Source organism: Corallococcus aberystwythensis (genome assembly GCF_003612165.1).
In the GTDB taxonomy this organism is placed as follows: Bacteria; Myxococcota; Myxococcia; order Myxococcales; family Myxococcaceae; genus Corallococcus; species Corallococcus aberystwythensis.
This window is the reverse complement of record NZ_RAWK01000091.1, coordinates 1-21,294: the sequence shown is the minus strand read 5'-3', so window position 1 is coordinate 21,294 and position 21,294 is coordinate 1. Positions and strand designations below refer to the sequence as shown.

The window sequence follows — 21,294 nt, the reverse complement described above, 5'->3', positions numbered from 1 at the left end:
GCTCACCGTCGCGGATCGCGCGCGACGGTGACCGTGAAGGTCGTTCCTGTCTCCGGCGTGCTCTCCAGCGTCACGCTGCCCCGGTGCGCCTGGGCCAAGCCCTCGACGAGGGTCAGCCCCAGGCCCCAGCCCTTCTGGGCGCGGACTTCCGCGGACTCCAGGCGGCGGTATTGCTGGAACAGGGCCCGCTGGTGCTCCGGGGGAATGGGATTGCCCCAGTTGTGGACGCGCAGGGCCACCGCGTCCGGTCCGGCTTCCGTCAGGGAGACGGTCACCGGGCGGTCATGCGCGCCGTACTTGATGGCGTTGCCGCAGAGGTTCTCCAGGATGCGCCGCATCCCGTCGCGGCTCCAGTGGCCGGCCAGGGGCTGGGGCGCGTTCAGGACGAAGCGGCCGCCGTGCACCAGGGCCAGCTCCTCCAGCGTCTCCCGGGCGAGGGCGCCCAGGTCGAGCTCGGAGGAGAGGTCCAGGGTGATGCCCTCTCCGGCGCGGATGCGGTTCGCGTCCAGCAGGTCGCGGATCATCTGGTCCGCCCGGTCCAGGTTCTCGCTGATGCGCGCGGCCAGCTTGAAGAGGGCGGTGGGGTCGTCCCCCTTGCGCGCCAGCATCTGGGCGTTCAGCTTCGCGGCCGTCAACGGCGTGCGCAGGTCGTGGGTGAGCGTGGCGACGAAGCGCTCGCGCAGGTCGCGCTCCTCCTCCAGGCGAGCCGTGGCCGTCTTCTGGTCGTGGATGTCCGTGTTGGCTCCAATCCACCCCACCACCCGCCCTTCCGCGTCGCGGATGGCGACGCCCCGGACCAGGTGCCAGCGGTACTGGCCGTCCGAGCCGCGGCGGAAGCGCTGCTCCATGAGGAAGTCGCTGCCGGTCGCCAACGCCTCCTGCACCTTCAGCCGCGTCCGCTCCGCGTCCTCCGGGTGCATGGGCTGGGTGTCCACGTCATCCCAGCGGGTGCTCCGCGGCAGGCCCAGGTACTGGAACCACCAGTCGTTGTACCAGTCGACGAAGAAGTCCGCGTTGGCGGTCCAGACGATCTGCGGCAGGGCGTTGGCGATCTGCCGGAAGCGCGCCTCGCTCTGCTCGATGTGCCGGCGGCCCTCCACCTGTTCGGTCACGTCGACCATCAGGCAGCTCACGGCGCGCGGGATTCCCTGCGTGTCCTTGAGCGGGGTGTAGCTGGCGTTGAGGTAGTGCTGACGGGGCACGCCCTGCGCGTCCGGCAGCGTTACCGGCAACTCGGGCCAGGTGTACGGCTGACCGGTTTCGTAGACCTGTTTGACGATGGGGAGGATGCGCGCCTGTTCGCCGGGGAAGGCCGTCCGCAGGGGCACCCCGAGGACGTCCTGGTTCACCAGGCGCTCGTAGAGCGGATTCACCAGGGTGAAGCGGTGCTCGGGCCCTGACATGACCACCATGGGGGCCGGGGCCTGCATGAAGACCTCCTGCAGCTCCAGCCGGACGGCCTTCAGCGCGTCATCCGTGGAGCGCTGATCATCCACGTCGGTCGTCGTCCCAATCCAGCCCCGGAGGTGGCCGTCGTCGTTGAAGACGGGGTTGCCCCGCGCTTCGCACCAGCGGAAGGTGCCGTCCCTGCGTTTCACCCGGTAGGACAGGCGAAGGGGGCCCCGGCTCTCCCGCGCCTGACGGACCGTTTCGGCCAGGGCGGGCACGTCGTCCGGGTGGAGGGCCTGGGTGAAGCTGGGGCCGCCCCCTTCCGCGCCGGAGGGGCGTCCGGTCCACTCCGTCCACTGGCGGCTGACGAACTCGATGCGTCCGTCGGAGGCGCAGAGCCAGACCACGTGAGGAATGGTCTCCATCAGGGAGCGGAAGTGCTCTTCGATCGAGCGCTCTCGCGACTGGACGAACCGGATGTAGCCCGCGCCAGCCTCCGCCATGCCCTGCTCGATGAGCGAGAGGATGATGTCGCGTTCGGGAGGGAGGAGGGGCCCGTCCTGCTCCAGCACCTGGAAGATGACCTCGCGCAGGAGCTGGTATTCGCGGAGCATCTGCTGGAGCGAGTACTCCTTGAGCCCCGAGCGCTGCTTCCCGTGAGCCTGGGCCAGGGTGTCCAGGTCGTTCTCCGCGGCCGTCTGATGTGGGGCCACCATCAGTGCCGCGGTCATGCGTTCCAGGAACCGGGGCAGGCTGTCCTTGAGGTGGTGTTCGTCCTGGGCGCTGGCCGCCGGGATGGCCTGACGGACGCGGTCGGTCCAGCACTGGATGATGGTGTCCCGTTGGGCCTTCAGCCGGGTTGCCGCCCTGGGCCTCTGCCCGCCTTCATGCGAGGAAGCGCCGTTCATCATGTCTGGCCCCCTGCTTCACGGAGAGGCGTGCACCCGGAAGTGGTTTCCCATCTGGAAGGGGCCCTGTCGCGCCACTGGAGCGGTGTCCCCGACCGGACCTTCATGCCGCGGTGTCCTCCTGGTGGAACGCGTGGGCCAGCGGCTACAAGCTAGTGACGGGCACGGCGAGGTCGCAGCGTGCCGCCCCCTGGCTGGCGGTCTCACCGGGTGGGCAGGCGGGGGAGCGTGCGGCGTGAAGGTTCACAGGGAGGGCCTGAACCATGGCGGGACAGCGGTGCGCGGTGCTGGACGACTACCAGGGGGTTTCGACGCGGCTCGCGGACTGGTCGTCCGTGCGGGGTCAGCTCGAAGTGACGGTGTTCCGCGAGCACTTCGTCCGTGAGGAGGACCTGGTCGCGGCGCTGTCGCCGTTCGACATCATCGTCGTGATGCGGGAGCGCACGCCGTTTCCGAAGGCGCTCATTGAACGGCTGCCACGGCTGCGATTGCTGGTGACGACGGGGATGCGGAATGCGTCCATCGATCTGGCCGCGTGCGCCGCACACGGCGTGACGGTGTGCGGAACGGCGAGCGCGACAGAGCCTCCGGTGGAGCTGACGTGGGCGTTGATCCTGGCGCTCGCGAGGAACGTGGTGGGGGAGAGCACGGCGTTCCGGCAGGGTGGGCCCTGGCAGCACTCGGTGGGCGTGGACCTGCATGGGAAGCGGCTGGGGCTGCTGGGGTTGGGGAAGATTGGAAGCCGGGTGGCCCGGGTGGGCCTGGCGTTCGGCATGGACGTCGTGGCGTGGAGCCCGAACCTCACGGACGCGAGGGCAGGGGAGGCGGGGGTGACGCGGGCGCCGTCGAAGGAGGCGCTCCTGGAGACGAGTGACTTCGTGTCCATCCACCTGGTCCTGGGGGAGCGCTCACGCGGGCTGGTGGGGGGCGCGGAGCTCGCGAGGATGCGGCCCACGGCGTACCTCATCAACACGTCGCGCGCGGCCATCGTGGATCAGGCCGCGCTCGTTGACGCGCTTCAGCAGGGAGTCATCGCGGGCGCGGCGGTGGATGTCTTCGAGACGGAGCCGGTGCCCGCGGACGATGTGCTGCGGACGCTTCCGAACCTGCTCGCGACGCCGCACCTGGGCTACGTGTCCCAGGGGAACTACGCGACGTACTTCCGTGAAGCTGTGGAGGACATCCGCGCGTTCCTCGACGGTGCTCCCATCCGCAGGCTGGGATGAGGCTCAGGGGGGATTCTCGGGTCTGCTGGTGAAGAGCGCGTGGAAGAGAGTGGTCTTCGGAGGCGATTTCCAATCCACGAAGACGGGCGCTGGGTAGTTGGCGATGGCGGGAGGCAGCAGGCTCAACCCCATCGTGGACTCCATGAGTCTCGCCAGCGTGACCGCCGGCTCTACGGCGGGAGGCTCCAGATCAAGCTGCCGGAAGATCCGACGTTCGCCGTATTCAAACTGGGCCCGGTACACGGTGTAGACCGGCGCGATGATGCTGGCGCAGCCCACGTAGACCCAGTGCAATCCTGGAGGCACACGATCACCTCCGGGATAGATGGCGCACCAGAAGCAAGCATTCGAAGGCGTGGTGATGTCTCCAATGGTGTCCTGGGGAAAGGCCTTCTCGAGTTGGTCAATCAACGCGTCCCAGGAACCGGGCTCTGCGAGCTTCGGGCGCCAAAGCACATGGAGTCGATGTGCCTCGGGCCCGGGCTCCTGATTGGGATCTTCGTGAGAAGGCCAATAGGTTCTCGCGATCTCCAGCAACTCCTCGATGGACGGAACCATGGGCTACATGCCTCCGCTGGTGGTCGGCCCCATAGGTGTCACCACCACCGGCTTGATGCCCCTGGCACAGACCTTCATGACTTGTGCGCCCTCGATGGCCGCCTTGAGCGTCAAGTCGTAGACAGTCTTGAATTCCTCACAGGCAATTCCGATGGGCGTAGCTGGCGTTGCACCCGCAAAAGTGGCCCTCGCTGCCTGATTCGCGCAACTCGCGGAGAGGCTTTGGGCTTGCTCCATGGAGATCGTTCCCTGCGCACTGTTGGCGATGGGCATCTCCACGCCGAACCTGCAGTAGAACAACTCTCCCGTGTCGCGGGCGATGCCGACGTGGAGGCAGGCTGCCATCCATCCACCTGGCGTCTTCCCTCGCTGCTTCACCAGTTCATGGAACACGAAGTGACGGGGGCGCAGCGCGCCTTCCACGTACGTCGCGGAACCGCCTGTCGCGCAGCCTGAAGCGAACAAGGCACAGACCCACGCGACAGCGGTCTTCCAGAAGCCGGACACACCCATGGCCCACCTCCAGGGGTGACACACTTCGCGGGCCGGAAGTCCGGCCCCTCACGACGTACAGCCTACTGCGGCTGCTGCGCGACCTCCGCGCGCAGCTGGGCGATGGCGGGGGCCAGCTGCGGGGGCTGCATGTTCTTGGGCACTTCCACCGTGAAACGCTCGAAATGCACCAGCGCTCCTGCCTTGTCGCCCCGGCGCAACGACAGGCTGCCCAGGAAGATGAGCGCCTCCTGCGCGTCCGGCCACGTGTCCACCAGCTCCGTCAGCTCCTGCTCGGCGCCCTGCAGGTCTCCCTGCGACGCCGCGCGCAGCACGCCCCGGTGCACCCGCAGCTCCACGTTGAACGGATCCACCGCCAGGCCCTTCAGCGTCACCTTCAGCGCTTCCTCGAACTGCTGCTGACGGATGAGCTCGTGGCTCAGCATCGACGCGGCCTCCACGTCGCCCGGGTTCGACGCCAGCCGCTGACGCGCCTGCTCCAGCTCGTCGTTCGGCTCCGGCATCTCCTGCTGCTGCTGGGCCTGGGCCATGCCCGGCGGCGTCGCGCCCGTGCCCATCTGCCCTTCCTCTCGCGGCTTCTGCTCCGACACCAGCAGGTAGCCCAGCCCTCCGAAGAAGACGACCACGCCCGCGCCCCACATCGCGCCCACCAGCTGCGGATTGCGCGACGCCCAACCCGAGGGCGCCGGCACGTTGCGCGCGGGCGCCTTCTCTCCCGCCGCCTGCCGCTTCTGGTGCTCGTCCTTCGCGCGCAGCGCGGCGGCCGCTTCCCGCTCCAGCCGCGCCTTCTCCGCCGTGTAGTGCTCCGCGGTGAAGTGGTGCTTCTCCGCCTCCAGCGTGCGCAGCTGCTCGATGAGCGACTGCGCCCGCTGCGCCAGGTCGTCCGCAGTGCCGTCCGCCTTCACGGTCGTGTCCGGCAGCGCGCTCCCCGTCTTCATCTTCATGTAGAGGAGCCACGCGGCCGCCAGCACGAAGGCGACCGACAGGACGATGATTCCGGGCAACCAGTTGGTGGGCTCGGGCTGCATGGCTTAGCGCTCCAGCTCCCGGCGCACGGCCTGGAGATAGGGGTCCGCATCGTCGACCGACGGCGCGGGAGTGGAAGGGGAGGGGACCGGCGCGGCTTCTGCGGGCGCGGCGCCCTCGGGCAGGGGCTGACGTTGCTTCAGGATGACGAAGAGGCCGCCCAGCACCAGCGCGACAGGCCCCAGCCACACGAACCAGTTGAAGCCCTCCGCGCGCGGCTCCAGCAACACCCACTCGCCGTAGCGCGCCACGAAGTAGTCGACGATCTCCGTGTCCGTCTTTCCGTCGGAGACCAGCTCGCGCACCTTGTCCAGCTGCGCGCGCGCCATGGACGACGGGCTGTCCGCCACCGACAGGCCCTGGCACACCGCGCAGCGCAGCTTCTTCGCCAGCTGCTGCACCCGCGCCTCCTGGGTCGGCGCGAGCGGATCACTGGCGGCCTGCTGCGGCGCGAACTGCCCCGTGGCAAGGCTCAGGGCGAGGGTCAACGAGACGAGGACGGCATTCATCGGGGGCTCCAGCGGGGGCCGTCCCTAACTACCGCCCCCTGACGGGTATTGCACAGTGAAACCTGGGCCGCACGCCCGCCGCCCGGGCAGCCCGTTCTGTTCAAAGCCAGCGGCCTAGCCCCGGTAGCCGGAGTCGGGCTCGGTCTCAGGGTCCTGGTCCGGGTCGTAGGGGTCGTCCTCCGGCGGCAGCAGCCCTTGCGGCTCGTCGCGGCCCAGCGCCTGGCGCACCGCATGGAAGCCCACCGCCCCCAGGCCGAAGAGGAACACGAAGGGCCCCACCGCGAGCTTCACCCCCGCGAGCGCCCAGAGCAGGCTCACGCTCACCGCGCCCACCGGCACCCAGCGCAGGAAGGCCGGGCGCTCCACGTCCGGCCGCAGCGCCGCGAGCACGAGCAGCGCCACGAGCGCCAGCAGCGGCAGCTCCGACAGCGGCAGGTCCCAGCCCGAGCGCGACGTGACGCCGCCCCCCAGGCTGTAGAGCGAGTCATCCGAGGGCCGCGTCGTGGGCAGCACGCGCAGCTCCGGCGGCGCGCCGCGCACGCTCCCCGGCACCGGCGCGTTGTCGGGCAGGGAGGACCCGTCCGCCATCACCTTGCCCCAGGGCAGGAAGAGCGCCACCACGCACACCACCACGCCCGCCAGCGCCAGCACCCGGGGAAAGCCCAGGAGCGAGCGCGGGTCGAAGTCGCGGCCCACGCCATCCGGCTCCGCGATGACCAACCGGTACTGCTCCAGGGCGATGAGCACCGTGCCCGCCGCCCACAGGGGCACCAGCAGGTTGAAGCCCGACAAGAGCCGCACCGTGAGCGCCACGAGCAGCAGCATGAACGCGGCGGGGACCTCCGGCCGCAGCAGCACCAGCGGCACGTGGTCCACCCAGCCCGGCGCGTTGCCGTCGCGGCGCAGCTCCCGCGCGACGAGCGCGACGCAGCCCACCAGCGTCAGCAGCGTCCCCAGCACGCCCACGCTGGGGAAGAAGGGCAGGATGGACAACACCAACGAGAACGCCACCAGCCCCACGCCCACCACGCTCTGCGAGTGGCCCGGCACGTCCTTCAGCCAGCGCGGGCCCGTGTACGGGTCCTCTTCCTCGTACGCTTCGGGCGCGGGCTGCGCCTTGGAGCCTCGCGGGGGCGCGGCGCCGGCGCGGCCCTGCTGCCGGGCGTCCTCCTCCTCATCCAGGATCTCCGCCGCATAGGACGGCTCCGTCATGGGGCGGCTGGGGCGGTTGCTCCGGGCGCTGCTGGCGCGGGGCGGGGCCGCGGGACGCGCGGGCATCTTCGCGCCGCAGTTCTCGCAGTAACTCAGGCGGACGTCCGCCGCGCTTTCACCGCACTCGGGGCACTGCATGGGGAGCCCACCTCGCTGGAGCAGGGGCCGGGGGAAGCCCTCGCGAACGACGCCGACCGCAGGGACTTACTACGGATTCCAAGCCTCCCGCGAGGCGGCCCCCGGGACTCCCTCACGGGCTCCCGGGCGCCTGCCTTCCGAGCGGGCGGCGTTGACTCAGGGCTGCCGCGCGGCTTCCGCGGTGGCGCCCGCGGCCGGCTGGGTCAGTTCCTTCACCCGCTTCGCCAGCGTCTGCGGATCAATGGGCCCCACGTGCTTGCCGCGGATGATGCCCTGCGCGTCGATGAAGTACGTCTCCGGCACGCCCGCGACGCCGTAGTCCACCGCCATGCGCGAGCGCGTGTCCATCAGCTGCGGGAAGCTGGCGCCCATGCGGCGCAGGAAGTCGCGCGCGTTGGGCTCCGTGTCCTCGAAGACGACGCCCATGAACACGGCCTGGGCGCCCATCTCGCGCGCGCCCCACTCGAGCACCGGGTGCTCGTACTTGCAGGGCCCGCACCACGACGCCCAGAAGTTGATGACCACCGGGCGGCCCTTGAGGTCCGCGAGCTTCACGTCGTCGCCACCGTCCAGCGGCTTGAGCGTGAAGTCCGGCGCGGACGCGCCCTTCAGCATGAAGGGCACCTCATGCGGGTCCCGCCCGAAGCCCTGGAAGAGGACGAAGAGCAGCGCCGCGCCCACCGCTGCGAACACCAGGGGAAGCCGCCAGCGCTTCATGCCGCCCCCCGCTCGGCGTCCGTGCCCGGCAGGGGAGGCGCCGCGCCCACCGGCGCCGCGTCCGCGCGCAGCACCGCCGCCCGGCGCGAAGGCCATACGGCGATGAGCGTGCCCAGGAGCAGCAGCGGCAGGCTGTACCAGATCCATCCCACCAGCGGGAACACCCAGACGTTGAAGCTCGCCGTGCCCGTCGTCTCGCTGAAGGCCATCAGCGAGATGTACAGGTCTTCCTTCGGCGACTCACGCACCGCGGGCGTGCCCACGGGGTCCGTGCTCCGCTCGTAGTAGTTCATGCGCGGGCGCATCTCCGTCACCGTGCCGTTGGGCGCTGTCACTTCCAGGCGCGCGGCGACGTAGGTGCGGTGCGGCTCCTCGCCGCTGGACAGGCCCAGGTACTTCAGCTGGTAGCCGTCCAGCATCAGGGTGCCGTCCTTCTTCAGCGTGCCGGACGTGTGCGTCACGTACGCGCTGGAGGCCGCCACGGCGACGATGATGATGACGATGCCCAGGTGCACCACGTAGCCGCCGAAGCGCCGGCGCGCCTTGCTCGTGGCCGTGGCCACCGCCGTGACGAAGCCTTCCTTGCGCTCCGTCATGCGCACGCGCACCGGCACCACCAGCTCGCGCAGCGTGATGACGGTGACGAAGCCGCCCAGGCCGAACGTGAGCAGCGGGTACACGCCGCGAAGCCCCGCCGCGTAGCAGGCAATCGTGATGACCACGCCCACCGCCGCGGGGATGATGAACTGCCGGCGCAGCGCGGCCTTGTCCGGCGTGCCCCAGGGCAGCACCGGGCCCACGCCCATGAGGAAGAGCACCGCGATGCCGCCCGGCACCGCCATCTTGTTGAAGTACGGCTCGCCCACGCTCACGCGGATGCCGCGCACGGCCTCCGACACCAGCGGGTAGAGCGTGCCCAGCAGCACCGTGAAGGTGATGGCCACGAACACCAGGTTGTTCACCAGGATGCTCGCCTCGCGAGACACCAGCGACGTGAGCCGGCCCTCCGGCGCCAGCAGGTGGCCGCGCGTGGCCAACAGGCCAATGCACACCACCAGCAGGATGCCGATGAAGACGAGGAACGTGGGCCCGATGTCCGACTGGGTGAACGAGTGCACCGAGTTGAAGATGCCGGAGCGGGTCATGAACGTGCCCAGGATGGTGAGCACGAACGACGCCAGCGCGAGGCTCAGCGTCCACAGCTTCAGCATCCGCTTGCGCTCCTGCACCATGGTGGAGTGCATGAACGCCGTCGCGGTCAGCCAGGGCAGGAAGGACGCGTTCTCCACCGGGTCCCACGCCCAGTAACCGCCCCAGCCCAGCACCGCGTACGCCCACCAGGAGCCCAGCACGATGCCCAGCGTGAGGAACATCCACGCGATGAGCGTCCAGCGCCGCAGGGGCGCCATCCACGCTTCACCAATCTCCCCGCGCAAGAGGCCCGCCACGGCGACGCCGAACGGCACCGTCATGCCCACGTAGCCCGCGTAGAGCATGGGCGGGTGGATGATCATCAGGAAGTGGTTCTGCAGCAGCGGGTTGGGGCCCGGGCCGTCCGCCGGCACCGGCGACACGGCGCCCCAGGGGTTGGCGGGGCCCGCGATGAGGAAGGCGAAGAAGACGCCCACGGCCAGCATGGTGCCCAGCGCCAGCTGCATGTAGCGCGCGTGCTCCTTGCGGTGCACGAAGGCGAACGCCGCCAGGTACACGCCCATGATGAGGCCCCAGAAGAGGATGGACCCCTCCAGCGCGCTCCACAGCGACACGATGGTGTAGATGAGCGGCGTGGCGCGGCTGCCCACCTGGGCCACGTACTTCACGCTGAAGTCGTGGTTGATGAGCGCTTCCACCATCACCAGGTTGCTGCCGATCATGCACGCGGCGAAGCCCCACACCGCGCGCAGCACCCAGGGGTAGCTGGCGTCCGTGCGGCGCAGGCCGCCCACCAGCCCCAGGATGGCGCCGAAGGCGGCGAAGGCCAGGCCCGCGAGGACCAGCCCATAGCCCAGCATTCCGTTCACGGCGCCCCCGGCGGCGTCACGGTGGCGGTGGTGGCACCTTCCGCCAGCGTGTCCTGCCACTTGCGCGGCTCCTCGCCTTCCTTGGGCGCGCGGTACTCGTTGGAGTGGTTCACCATCAGCCGGTTGGACGTGAAGATGCCGGCCTTGTCATAGGTGCCCTCCACCACGACGCCGATCTTCTCGCGGAACATCTGCGGGGGCGTCTCCAGCGAGCGCACGTGCACGCTCTTGGCGTTCGCGTCCGGGCCATCCGCCACGCGGAAGTCCAGCGTCGTGTGGCCCTCGTTCCACTGGATGCTGCCCGGCTGCACCACGCCGCCCAGGCGGATGGTGGCCGTGTAGGCCTTGTCGCCGTTGGAGAGCAGCTCCGACGGGCTCCAGTAATAGACGAGGTTGTCGCCGATGTTGCCGAAGGCGATGAAGCCAAGGCCCGCGCCGGCGAACAGCAGGGCTCCCAGCGCGATGAGACGGTTGCGATTGACGGGCGTCATGGGGTCACTCCTTCGAATCGGCGGCGGTGCGGGGACGGCGCGCCCAGAGGGACACCGAGTAGAGCACGAAGGCGGCCACGGAGATGCCGTAGCACGCGCCCACGTACCCCCAACCACCCTGGAGACGGCCACTGCCCACCTGGGCCAGCAGCATCAGCGACGTCAGCGAGGTCATGTTCAGGCCACCTTCGAGGAATGGTTCGCGCGCAGCGCGGGGTCGTCCGAGGGCAGCGCCTCCGGCAGCGCCACCTCCGCCTGCCGCTCCGCGAGCGCGATGCGGTAGCGGTGCACCATGAAGAGGATGAGCAGCGCCAGCATGCCGAACGCCGACACGCGCAGGGGCAGCACCATCTGCGGGTCCACCGTCTTGGGGCTGGACTGCACCTGGTGGAGGCTGCGCCACCAGCGCACGGAGAACCACACGATGGGCAGGTTGATGGCCCCGATGATGGCCACCACCGCGCTCCACACCGCGCGCTTCTCCGGGTCCTCCACGAAGCGCCGCAGCACCAGGTAGCCCGTGTAGGACACCAGCAGGATGGCCTCCGACGTGAGGCGCGGGTCCCAGGACCAGTACACGCCCCAGGTGGGACGGCCCCAGATGGAGCCGGTGATCATCCCCAGCGTGCCGAAGAGCAGGCCGATCTCCGCGGAGGCCTCCGCCATGGCGTCCGTCTTCCACGACTGACGCATGAGGTACGTCACCGCGGCCACGAAGTTGATGAACATGGCCAGCATGGCCATCCACTGGAGCGGCACGTGGACGTACATGATGCGCTGCACTTCGCCCATCTCCCGGTCCGGCGGCGCCCACGCGAGGCCCAGCCACCAGCCCGCACCCAGCAGCGCCAACGTCAGCACCGGGAGGCCAAACTTGACGAACTTGTTCATCCTTCAGTCCTCGATGACCCGGGGAAACAGCAAGAAGCCCACGCCCCAGTAAATCAGATTGAACCCCAGCAGCAGCCCCTGCCATGAGCCCAGCTGCTGCATGGGGTCACCCTGGAGCACGAGCGTCGTCCCCTTGGCAGCGGAGAGGAGGGCCGGGATGACGAGCGGGAACAATAGCAGAGGCAGCAGTACATCCCGGGCTCGCGCATTGCTGGAGATGGCCGCGTAGACGGTCCCCGGGGCGCTGAGCGCCAGGCTGCCCAGGACCAGGATGCCCGCCAGGTCACCGACCCCCGTGACGATGCGCACCCCGTACAGGGCCACCATCACGGGCACCAGCACCACGGCCAGGGCCAGCAGCAGCAGGGCGTTGCCCAGCGCCTTGGACAGGAAGATGGCGCGCGCGTCCGCCGGGGCCAGCCGCACGCCGTCCAGGCAGGCGTTCTCCGTCTCCACGCGGAAGGACTCGCCCAGGGACAGCACGCTGGCGAAGAGGATGGCCAGCCACAGGTAGCCGCCCGCGTTGCGCTCCAGGAGCTTCGTGTCCGGCCCCAGCGCGAAGGAGAAGAGCAGCAGCGTGGCCATGGCGAAGAAGATCAGCGCGTTGAGCCGCGCGCGGGTGCGCCACTCAATGAGCAGGTCCTTGCGCATCAGCACGAGCGTCGTCTTCAGGAGGCCCGGGGCCCGCTTCGGCTTCACGGCGCTCATGCCGCCACCGCCCGGCCGTCCTGCAGGTGCAGCCGTTCCTCGCACAGGCTCAGGCCCTGTTCGATGAGGTGCGTGGCCAGCACCACGGTGGTGCCGCCCGCCTTGAGCTCCGCGATGACGCCCTCCATGTCCTGGATGCCCGCCGGGTCCAGCTCCCCGAAGGGTTCGTCCAACAGGGCCAGGGCGGGGGCCTTCATCAGGAGCCGCGCGATGGCCAGGCGCTTGCGCATGCCGGCGCTGAAGCCCCGCACCGGGCTGTCCGTGCGGCGGGTGAGGCCCACCTTGTTGAGCAGCGCGTCCGCGACGTCCTGCGGCGCGTCCACGCCCAACAGGCGCCCCAGCACCATCAGGTTCTGCTGCGCGGTGAGGTCCTCGTAGAGGAAGCTGGCGTGGGACAGGAGCGCCACGTCGCGGCGCACGGCCTCGCGATCCGTGACGGCGTCCCGGCCCAGCACCTCCACCCGGCCCGCGGTGGGTCCCAGCGCGGTGGCCACGAGGCGCAGCAGGGTCGTCTTGCCGGAGCCGTTGTGGCCCGTGAGCAGGAGCGAACGGCCGGCGGGCAGCGTGTAGGTGAGCCGTGCCAGCGCCCACCTGCGCCCATAGCGCTTGCTCACGTCATGGAGGGCGAGCGCGGGCGTTGATCCAGAGGGGGGAGGGGGCATCGGCGGGCCGTTTCGTAGCCTTAAAAGCCTCTGTTCACCAGTGAAACCCCTGGGGTCGCCCGCCGGAGGACAAGAAGTTTTTACGCCTGCTTCTTCCTTCGCTTTCGCTGGGGGACTGAAAGGTTTTCGCCATGGGTGGGCGCTCGGCTGCCCTGGTACACCCAGGTAGGACCCCAGATCGGGCCCACATGCCCCTGAGGACGCGGGGTTTCCTGGGGTTCCGGTGGGTTTCCACCATCTTCATGCCCTGGCATCCAGCATGCACACACGCGGGCCGGGGCTCGTTCCACTGGGGGGAACGGGCAGACGGCGAAAGCCGCGAGGGAGGCGTGATGGCTGGGAAGGTGTTGCGGCGGGCGGCGAAGGCGGCGGCGGCGGGTTTCCTCCACTACAGCGGGGTGCGCAAGGCGATGGCGGCGTACCGCCGTTCGCAGTCGGGGGGCCGGCGCATCCTCATCGTGAGCTACCACCGCGTGGTGAGCGACTTCACGGGGGAGCTGCAGCGCTCCATCCCGGGGCTGCTCATCTCCCAGGAGACGTTCCGGCGTCACCTGGAGCAGGCGCACGCGGCGGGCTTCGAGCTGGCGAGCATTGGCGACGCGGTGGACGTGATGGCGGGCCGCCGCGCCGCGAAGAAGGACCTCTTCGTCGTGACGTTCGATGACGGCTACCGCGACGTGTACCGCTACGCGTACCCGGTGCTCAAGCAGATGGGCGTGCCGGCCATCACCTACCTGCCCACGGCGTTCATCAACACGGACAAGCGCTTCAACCACGACCGGCTCTTCCACCTGCTGCGCTGCGTGCAGGAGCGCCGCTTCCGTCCGGACTACGACACCATGCCTGGCCCGTCCGTGCAGCTGCTGGGGCCCATCCTCACCGGGAGCAAGACGGTGTCCGCGGCGCTGGACGACTTCATCGGCGAGCACCCGACGCGCGTGCTCACGGGCATCATCGACTCGCTGGAGCAGCAGCTGGGCGGCGGCGCGGACCTGGTGCCGGAGCAGGGCGACGTCATGAACTGGGACGAGGTGCGCCAGATGGCGCGCGACGGCTTCGAGTTCGGCGCGCACACGCTGGGCCACACGGTGCTCACGCTGGAGCCCACGGAGGTGGTGGAGAAGGAGATCGTCGAGTCCAAGCAGACCATCGAGCGCGAGGTCGGCATCCAGGTGAAGGACTTCGCGTACTGCAACGGCTGGTACTCGGACGAGATGATCCGCGTGCTCAACCAGAACGGCTTCCGCTCTGGCGTCACCACGGAGGACCTGCCCAACCGCGTGGGCGGCGACCCGTTCGCCCTCAAGCGCAAGGTGATGTGGGAGAACTTCAGCCTGGGGATGATGGGGGACTACTCGTCCACGCTCACGGTGTGCCAGTTCGATGACTGCTTCGGCGTGCTGGGCATGAACCACCCGGTGCTGGGACACCGTCCGCACCTGCTCACCCAGACCAGCGGTACGGCCAACGTGCTCGTGCAGGAAGCGGCCGCCGCGGAGGCCGCGCTCGCCAAGGCGACGCCGGTGGACGTCGTGGACGTGACAACGCCGGTGATCGTGACGGAGCCGATGGTTGCGGCGGCGGCGGCGGGTGCGCAGGTCGTGGTCGCGTCGAACGTGGCCCTTGCCCCGGAGGCGGCGCAGCCGGAGGAGCTCCAGTGAGTGTGTCACCCAAGCCGGCCCCGTCCCCGTCGTTCCTGGGGCGGGCCGGCCCGTTGGTGTTGGCCCGGTTGTTCACCGCCGGGCTGACGTTGTCCATTCCGCTCGTGCTGGCCCGGGTGCTTCACCTGGACGAGTACGGCACCTACTACCAGCTGTTCCTCATCGCCACGACGCTGTCGTACGTGCTGCCGTTCGGCGTGGCGCAGAGCCTCTACTACTTCCTGCCCCGCGCGGAGGCGAAGCGGCCGTACCTGGGCCACGCGCTGCTCTTCGTCACGGGCGCGGGCGTGGTGGCGGCCGGGCTGGTGTGGGCCTTCCTGGGCCACGTGGCGGCCTACTTCAACAACCCCGCGCTGATGGACCACCGCGCGGCGCTGGCGCTCTACACGGCGTTCTTCCTGGGCAGCTACCCGCTGGAGATCTCGCTCACCAGCCAGGGCAAGACGAAGGCGTCCGCGGTGGTGTACCTGGCGTCGGACGCGGTGCGCTCGGGCGTGATGGTGCTGCCGCCGCTGTTGGGCTTCTCCCTGCACGGGATGATGATCGCCGTGGCGTGCTTCGCGGGCCTTCGCTACGTGGCCACGTGGGTGGTGTCGCTGCGCGGGTCCACGGGTCCGCTGGTGGACTGGAAGTTGTTCAAGGAGCAGCTGGTGTACGCGGCGCCGTTCGGTGCCGCGATGTTCCTGGCCATCCCCCAGCAGAACGCGCACATGTACGCGGTGGCGGGCGTGGTGGCCCCCGCGGTGTACGCGCTCTACCGGGTGGGCTGCTTCCAGCTGCCGGTGGTGGACCTGCTCTACACGCCCACCAGCGAGGTGCTGATGGTGCGCCTGGGTGAGTTGGAGCGCGAGGGCCGGCTGGAGGAGGGCGTGGAGGCCTTCCGGGAAGCCGCCGGGAAGCTGGCGTACGTGTTCCTGCCCTTCGCGGCGTTCCTCTTCGCGGCGGCGCCGGAGTTCGTGGGGGCCATGTTCGGCCAGAAGTTCCTGCCGGCGGTCCCCATCTTCCGGGTGAGCGTGCTGGGCGTGGTGCTGTCGATTCTGCCCATGGACGGGACGCTGCGGGCCCGGGGCCAGACGCGCGCCATCTTCGCCTCGTACCTGGTGAAGGCGGTGGTGACGGTGCCGCTCTTGTGGTTCGGTGTGAAGTACTTCGGGATGATGGGCGGCATCGCGTCCTGGGCAATGGCGGAGGTGGTGGGCAAGGGGATGCTGCTCCTGCGCGTGCCCCAGGCGCTGTCCACGCCGGAGCGGAAGCTGGGCTTGAAGGACGTCATCCCGTGGCGGGAGCTCGGGCAGGCGTCGCTGGCGGCGGTCGCGGCGGGCGGGAGCATCTTCCTGCTGCGCACGGGCGTGCACGACACGTGGATGAACCTGCCCACGGGCTTCCTGTGGCGGGTGCTGCCGCTGGCGGTGGCGGGGCTGCTCTTCGTGGTGGGGTACGTGGTGGGCCTGTATGCGCAGGGCGTTCGCCCGTTGAGCGCGCTGCAGTCTCTGCGCCCCCGCCGGGCGGTCTGATCCACCGTCGGGTATTGGACGCGTGGGGAGGACTTCCCTCTCCACGCGTGGGTACTTACCTTCCAGGCCGTCACGAAGTTCGGGCGAGGGCGAGGAGAGGCGTGATGGGATTCGACGCGATGACGTTGTACCGGCTGGCGCATGGGCTGAAGCAGCGTGGGGTGCCGCTGCTGCCGGCGGTGTTGCGCAAGGCCATCTACTACCTCCACAGCTCCTACATCCCCGAGGACGCGGAGCTGGGCGAAGGGACGCAGCTGGGCTACGGCGGCATCGGCGTGGTCATCCACAAGGCGGCGAAGGTGGGCCGTCACGTCCTCATCTCGCAGCAGGTGACCATTGGCGGACGCTCCGGGCTGGAGGGCGCGCCGGTGATTGGTGACTACGTGCGCATCGGCGCGGGCGCCAAGGTGCTGGGCAACATCCAGGTGGGCGACTTCGCGGTGATTGGCGCCAACGCGGTGGTGGTGAAGGACGTGCCCGCAGGCGCGGTGGTGGCGGGCGTGCCCGCGAAGGTCATCCGTCAGGACGCGGATCCGCTCACCACGTACCAGCGTGAGATGGGCCTGTTGCCCGCGCGGTCCACGCCGAAGCTCACCCAGGTTCCGCGGCCCTCCGCGCAGGCTTCCGCGCGCTAGGCACTTCGCTTCGCTGGAGAAGAGGACTTCCTTCATGCGCGTGTTGCTCGTCGGGGACTACCCGCCGCCGTACGGGGGCGTGGCCATCCACGTCCGTCAACTCCATCAATTTCTGCGCGACCGCGGGGTCGAAGCGAAGGTGCTCGATATCGGGAAGGGTGGCCGGCCGGCTCCGGACGTCCTCCCCGTGCACGGCGCCGCCGCCTTCGGCCTGCGGCTCGCGGGATTCACCTCCGCGGGCTGGACGGTCCACCTGCACACCAGCGGCAACAACCCGAAGGCGTGGGTGCTGGCGGCGCTGGTGGGCACCATGCCCGGGCCCCGCTCGCCGCGCGTCATCACGCTGCACTCGGGGCTGATTCCGGACTACCTGGCGGAGTCGCAGGCCCGGCGCGTGTTCGCGCGCACGGCGCTGGCGGGCTACGCGCGGGTGGTGGCCGTGTCCCCGGCGGTGCGCGACGCGGTGGTCGCGTGCGGTGTGCCGGAGGAGAAGGTCCTGGTGCATCCGGCCTTCTGCGGCTCGCAGGTGCAGCCCGGCCCGGTGACGCCGCAGGTGGAGGCCGCGCGCTCCAGGCGCCGTCCGCTGCTCGCGATGGCGCACCACCCGTCGCCCGTGTACGGGCGCAAGCAGATGTTCCGGGCGCTGAAGCTCCTGGCGCAGACGCACCCCGGCGTGGGGCTGGCGCTCTTCGGCCCGGGCACGCGCTCCGAGGAGTTCATCCGCGACGCGCGCGAACTGGGCGTGGCGGGGCTCCTGGAGGACCTGGGCGAATTGGAGCACGCGAAGGCGCTGGGGCTGCTGTCCCAGAGCGACGCCTTCATCCGGCCCACCACGCACGACGGGGACTCCATCTCCGTGCGCGAGGCGCTGGCCCTGGGCGTGCCGTGCGTGGCCAGCGACGTGTGCGCGCGGCCAGAGGGCACGAAGTTGTTCAAGGGCGGAGACGAGCGGGCGCTGGCGCAGGCGGTGCGCGACGCGCTGGCGGCGGGCCCGGCGAAGGTGATGGCCCCGGATGCGGGGCCGGTGATGCTGGACGTGTACGCGGAGTTGCTGCCGTCCGGCATGGCAGGTGCAGGAACCGTGAACGCGGCGTGATGCAAGTGGGGATGGGGTTGGGGCGCCCTCGAGTGAAGGGGCGCGCTTCAGGGCTTTCAGCACGGAACTTTTGACTTCAGGAGCGGACGATGCGGCGCAGTGAAGAGATGGACTTGTCGAAGCGGGCCCTTCGCGGGCGGGACCTGGTGGTGTTCTCCAACGACTGGGACGGTGACCCCCTGTCGAAGGTCCACATCATGCGGATCCTCTCGCGGGACAACCGCGTGCTGTGGGTGAACAGCATTGGCAACCGCGCGCCCAAGGCGAACGCGCACGACGCGCAGCGGATCATCAAGAAGCTGAAGACGTTCACGCAGGGCATCCGCGAGGTGGAGCCCAACCTGCACGTCCTGGCCCCGCTGGCCATTCCGTTCTACGGCTCGGAGACGGTGCGCCAGGCGAACCGCCACCTGCTGCGGCTCCAGGTGCTGCGCGCGATGAAGCAGCTGAAGTTCGAGCGCCCCATCTCCTGGAGCTTCCTGCCCGCGTCCGCGCCGGTGTCCGGCACGCTGGGCGAGGACTTCGTCGTGTACCACTGCGTGGACGAGTTCTCCGCGTTCAGCGACACGAACGGCAAGCACATCGCGGAGCTGGAGGAGCGCCTGCTGCGCCGCGCGGACATGTGCATCACGTCCGCGGAGCGCCTGTACGAGAACAAGAAGCGCATGAACCCGCGCACGGTGCTGGTGCGCCACGGCACGGACCACGCGCACTTCGTGAAGGCGTGCGACCCGGCCACGAAGATTCCGGAGGACATCGCGAAGCTGCCCAAGCCCATCATCGGCTTCTTCGGCCTGGTGGCGGACTGGATTGATCAGGACGCCATCATCGCGTGCGCGAAGGCGCACCCCGAAGGCTCGGTGGTCATCGTGGGCAAGACGACGCCGGACTGCGACGACAGCCGCCTGCGCGCCGTTCCCAACATCCACATGCTGGGGCGCAAGCCGTACGCGGACCTGCCGGGCTACAACAAGGCGTTCGACGTGGCGCTCAACCCGTTCGTCATCAACGAGCTGACGCTCAACTCCAACCCGCTGAAGGTGCGCGAGTACCTGGCGTCCGGCCTGCCGGTGGTGTCGTCTGATTTGCCCGAGGTCCGCAAGGTGGGCCTCTGCCGCATCGCCAATACGCCCGAGGACTACGTGAAGCAGGTCAACGAGGCGCTGGCGGACAACCCGGGCCCGAACCGGGAGCGCGCCGAGAAGATCTTCCACGAGAGCTGGGAGGCACGCGTCGCGGAGATCCGCCAGCACGTGGGTGAGGCGATGCTCGCGGCGGGCAAGAAGCTGTAGGTCCGGTCCGGTACCGGGCGACAAGAGGGCGCGGGTCCGGGGCGTGAGAGCGCGCCGGGCACCGCGCCTTCGTCATTCGCGAGGTTCATCCGCGCGGCCCGTCACGCGGCGCTCCAGCAGGGCGTAGCGGCGGGCGAGGCGGGTGTAGTCGGCGGGGCGGATGGGCGTGCGCTCCCGCGTGCGCAGGAGGTCCTCCTTCGCGTCCAGGTAGTCGCGCGCGGGCACGCCGCAGGTCTCCTCCAGCAGGCGCGCGGCCTCCGCGTCCGGCAGGGACGGGGCGATGCCCAGGCGGTCCTGCATCAGGCGCCGCAGGGCGGTGTCCAGCTCCGGCAGCAGCTCCGCCTCCACCTTCGCGCGGCGCATGAGCCAGCCCAGGGAGCGCACGTACTCGCGAGAGGAGCGGTGCCGCTCCACGCGCACGGGCCGGGGCGCACCGAAGCGAGTGCCTCGGGAGACGACGTAGACGAGGCCCACGGCGAGGCTCTGCGCGATGAAGACCCACAGGCCCTGTGAGAGGGGCGGGCGGGTGACGACGGCGTGGTGGAACTCGTCGAAGCGCAGGGGCCCGCGCGCGGCGAGCGCATCCCAGAAGCGCAGGTTGTCGAGCAGCTCCAGGCGCCGGTTCTCCGCGAGGTCCGGGCCCGCGACGACGTAGACCTCACCCTGGCCCAGGCCCCAGCGCCACACCATGCTCGCGCCGCCCAGGCCCGCGAGGGGCACCGCGTCCTCGTGCTCCACCCGCAGGCTCCGGTCCCGGGCCACCCGCAGGAGTGACAGGTCGCGCAGCGCGCCCGCGGGCAGCCACACGTCCACGGTGACGCCGGCGGGGTCCACCCATTCCGAGGCGAGGCCCTGGTGGTTCGTGCCGGGCAGTGCGCCGGAAGCGATGCCCAGCCATTCCTCCAGGCCCGGCTGGTGTTCGCCCAGCGCGTGCGGAGACAGGTACACGAGCGTGCCGCCGCCCCGGACGAAGCGCTCCAGCGCGGCGACCTCCTCCTTCGTCACGGGCTGGGCCTGCGGCGCGGCGATGATCAGCGTGCGCGTGCCGGCGGGAATCGAGTCCAGTGCGGCCGTCTGTGCGCTGACGTCGCGTCCGCGCTCATGCAGGTAGACGAAGAGGGCCTTGAGTCCCAGCGGGCCTGGGTTCGTGATGGACGGCACGGGAGAGTCCGGCGGGGCCTCATGCGAAGCCAGGCCCACCGCCAGCGCCACGGCGATCATCAAGCCCAGCACGACCGCGACGCGCGCGTTCCTCACGGCCGCCCCTCCGCGAGGGAGCCGTGAAGCTGCTCCACGGACTCCACGAAGCGCGTGGCCTCATCCCGCGACACCGGCTCCAGCGAATAGAAGGCCCGGTCGTACCAGCCCACCAGCCGGTCCACCTCGCCCGTCACGCGCGCGGGGGCGCCTCGCGTGGGCAGCTCCGCGGCGAGCTCACGGTTCGTCTTCACCCGGTCCGGCCTCGCCAGCTTGCGCTGCTCCAGCGTGGACAGCAGGCCCAGCAAGCCCTCGCGGATGGCTTCGCGCGCGTCCTCCGTCTCCAGCGCGGTGCGGGCCCGGCCCAGGTGTTCCCCGGGCGTGTCCAGCTCCAGGGGCGCGGCTTCACCTTCCACGGTGTGCGCGCTGACGGCTTTCCTGCTCCGGCGCCAGCGCATCCGCAGCACACCGAACAACACCACCGCCAGCGCCACGCCCAGCATCACCGCGCGCGTGGCCACCGCGAAGCCCTGCGCGCCCCTGGATTCGAAGAGGCCCTCCAGCCAGTTCTGCAACTCGCGCAGCAGGCGTGCCAGCAGGTCGGTGTTGCGCTGCCGGGCCCTCGCGAACTCCGGCCGGTCGAGGATGGCGCGCAGCCGCTCCGGTTCGCTCGTCGCACCAGGCGCCACCGCCGGCTCCGCGTCCAGACGGCACACGGCCTCCAGGTACACGGTGAGCTGCCGGGCCCGTTCGGGCGGTGTCTGTCCGGAGGCCGCGGGCGGAAGGGGCACACCGTCCAGGGCTTCCACCAGCCGGTTCACCTCCGCGTTGAGCTCCTGGGGCCTGGCGAGCGCCGTGTCCTCGAGCCGGCGCGACACGGCCTCCCGGTCAGCGCACGGGGGCAGGGCGGACAGCAGCAGGAGCAGGGGC

Annotated in this window: 21 protein-coding genes; 6 read left to right on the top strand and 15 right to left on the bottom strand. The window is 70.1% G+C overall.

The genetic code is table 11. From position 1 onward, the window contains the following. Positions 1-2: 2 nt before the first annotated feature. On the bottom strand, positions 3-2,300 hold the full coding sequence (locus tag D7W81_RS16760; RefSeq protein ID WP_120556390.1) for a PAS domain S-box protein: 2,298 nt from the start codon (positions 2,298-2,300) through the stop codon (positions 3-5). 260 nt (positions 2,301-2,560) lie between these two features. Here D7W81_RS16760 and D7W81_RS16755 point away from each other — a divergent pair, with 260 nt between their 5' ends. Beyond that, the gene (locus D7W81_RS16755) at positions 2,561-3,523 is read left to right on the top strand and encodes a D-2-hydroxyacid dehydrogenase family protein (RefSeq protein WP_120556389.1); all 963 of its coding nucleotides are present in this window, start codon (positions 2,561-2,563) and stop codon (positions 3,521-3,523) included. A gap of 3 nt (positions 3,524-3,526) precedes the next feature. Here D7W81_RS16755 and D7W81_RS41990 read toward each other — a convergent pair whose 3' ends face one another. From D7W81_RS41990 to ccmA, 12 genes are all read right to left on the bottom strand, one after another. After that, positions 3,527-4,081, bottom strand: coding sequence for a hypothetical protein (locus tag D7W81_RS41990; RefSeq protein ID WP_147445507.1), 555 nt, complete (start codon positions 4,079-4,081; stop codon positions 3,527-3,529). 3 nt (positions 4,082-4,084) lie between these two features. Then, entirely contained in the window at positions 4,085-4,594 is a 510-nt protein-coding gene (locus D7W81_RS16745) for a hypothetical protein (RefSeq protein ID WP_120556387.1), read from the bottom strand. A gap of 62 nt (positions 4,595-4,656) precedes the next feature. Beyond that, a complete protein-coding gene (locus D7W81_RS16740) occupies positions 4,657-5,622 on the bottom strand; it encodes a tetratricopeptide repeat protein (protein ID WP_120556386.1) in 966 nt (321 codons plus the stop codon). Positions 5,623-5,625: 3 nt separating this feature from the next. After that, complete coding sequence (locus D7W81_RS16735; RefSeq protein ID WP_120556385.1) at positions 5,626-6,129, bottom strand: cytochrome c-type biogenesis protein; 504 nt, start codon at positions 6,127-6,129, stop codon at positions 5,626-5,628. Positions 6,130-6,243: 114 nt separating this feature from the next. Continuing rightward, positions 6,244-7,479, bottom strand: coding sequence for a zinc ribbon domain-containing protein (locus D7W81_RS16730; protein ID WP_147445506.1), 1,236 nt, complete (start codon positions 7,477-7,479; stop codon positions 6,244-6,246). Positions 7,480-7,635: 156 nt separating this feature from the next. After that, complete coding sequence (locus tag D7W81_RS16725; protein ID WP_120556383.1) at positions 7,636-8,196, bottom strand: TlpA family protein disulfide reductase; 561 nt, start codon at positions 8,194-8,196, stop codon at positions 7,636-7,638. After that, positions 8,193-10,217, bottom strand: a complete 2,025-nt coding sequence (locus tag D7W81_RS16720) for a heme lyase CcmF/NrfE family subunit (RefSeq protein ID WP_120556382.1) — start codon at positions 10,215-10,217, stop codon at positions 8,193-8,195. The genes D7W81_RS16725 and D7W81_RS16720 overlap by 4 nt, the downstream gene beginning before the upstream one ends. Continuing rightward, positions 10,214-10,708, bottom strand: a complete 495-nt coding sequence (locus D7W81_RS16715) for a cytochrome c maturation protein CcmE (RefSeq protein ID WP_120556381.1) — start codon at positions 10,706-10,708, stop codon at positions 10,214-10,216. The genes D7W81_RS16720 and D7W81_RS16715 overlap by 4 nt, the downstream gene beginning before the upstream one ends. Positions 10,709-10,712: 4 nt before the next feature. Continuing rightward, entirely contained in the window at positions 10,713-10,883 is a 171-nt protein-coding gene (locus tag D7W81_RS42790; RefSeq protein ID WP_167508069.1) for a hypothetical protein, read from the bottom strand. A 2-nt stretch (positions 10,884-10,885) separates the two neighbouring features. After that, on the bottom strand, positions 10,886-11,599 hold the full coding sequence (ccsA, locus tag D7W81_RS16710; protein ID WP_120556380.1) for a cytochrome c biogenesis protein CcsA: 714 nt from the start codon (positions 11,597-11,599) through the stop codon (positions 10,886-10,888). Positions 11,600-11,602: 3 nt separating this feature from the next. Further along, a complete protein-coding gene (locus D7W81_RS16705) occupies positions 11,603-12,307 on the bottom strand; it encodes a heme exporter protein CcmB (protein WP_120556379.1) in 705 nt (234 codons plus the stop codon). After that, entirely contained in the window at positions 12,304-12,969 is a 666-nt protein-coding gene (gene ccmA, locus D7W81_RS16700; protein WP_120556378.1) for a heme ABC exporter ATP-binding protein CcmA, read from the bottom strand. The genes D7W81_RS16705 and ccmA overlap by 4 nt, the downstream gene beginning before the upstream one ends. Positions 12,970-13,379: 410 nt before the next feature. Between ccmA and D7W81_RS16695 the strand changes: the two genes are divergently transcribed. From D7W81_RS16695 to exoP, 5 genes are all read left to right on the top strand, one after another. Then, complete coding sequence (locus D7W81_RS16695; RefSeq protein WP_306440894.1) at positions 13,380-14,630, top strand: polysaccharide deacetylase family protein; 1,251 nt, start codon at positions 13,380-13,382, stop codon at positions 14,628-14,630. Then, entirely contained in the window at positions 14,627-16,144 is a 1,518-nt protein-coding gene (locus tag D7W81_RS16690) for an oligosaccharide flippase family protein (RefSeq protein WP_120556376.1), read from the top strand. Before D7W81_RS16695 ends, D7W81_RS16690 begins: the two co-directional genes overlap by 4 nt. A gap of 104 nt (positions 16,145-16,248) precedes the next feature. Further along, entirely contained in the window at positions 16,249-16,779 is a 531-nt protein-coding gene (locus tag D7W81_RS44130; RefSeq protein ID WP_120556375.1) for a serine O-acetyltransferase, read from the top strand. Between the two features lie 34 nt (positions 16,780-16,813). Further along, the gene (locus D7W81_RS16680; RefSeq protein WP_120556374.1) at positions 16,814-17,875 is read left to right on the top strand and encodes a glycosyltransferase family 4 protein; all 1,062 of its coding nucleotides are present in this window, start codon (positions 16,814-16,816) and stop codon (positions 17,873-17,875) included. An 89-nt stretch (positions 17,876-17,964) separates the two neighbouring features. After that, on the top strand, positions 17,965-19,167 hold the full coding sequence (exoP, locus tag D7W81_RS16675; protein ID WP_120556373.1) for a spore coat polysaccharide biosynthesis glycosyltransferase ExoP: 1,203 nt from the start codon (positions 17,965-17,967) through the stop codon (positions 19,165-19,167). Positions 19,168-19,239: 72 nt separating this feature from the next. Here exoP and D7W81_RS16670 read toward each other — a convergent pair whose 3' ends face one another. Further along, positions 19,240-20,424 carry a DUF4350 domain-containing protein gene (locus tag D7W81_RS16670; protein ID WP_120556372.1) on the bottom strand — a complete coding sequence of 395 codons (1,185 nt, stop codon included), beginning with the start codon at positions 20,422-20,424 and terminating at the stop codon, positions 19,240-19,242. Further along, on the bottom strand, positions 20,421-21,294 hold an 874-nt coding region (locus D7W81_RS16665), incomplete at its 5' end, for a DUF4129 domain-containing protein (RefSeq protein ID WP_244227252.1). The genes D7W81_RS16670 and D7W81_RS16665, both read right to left, overlap by 4 nt.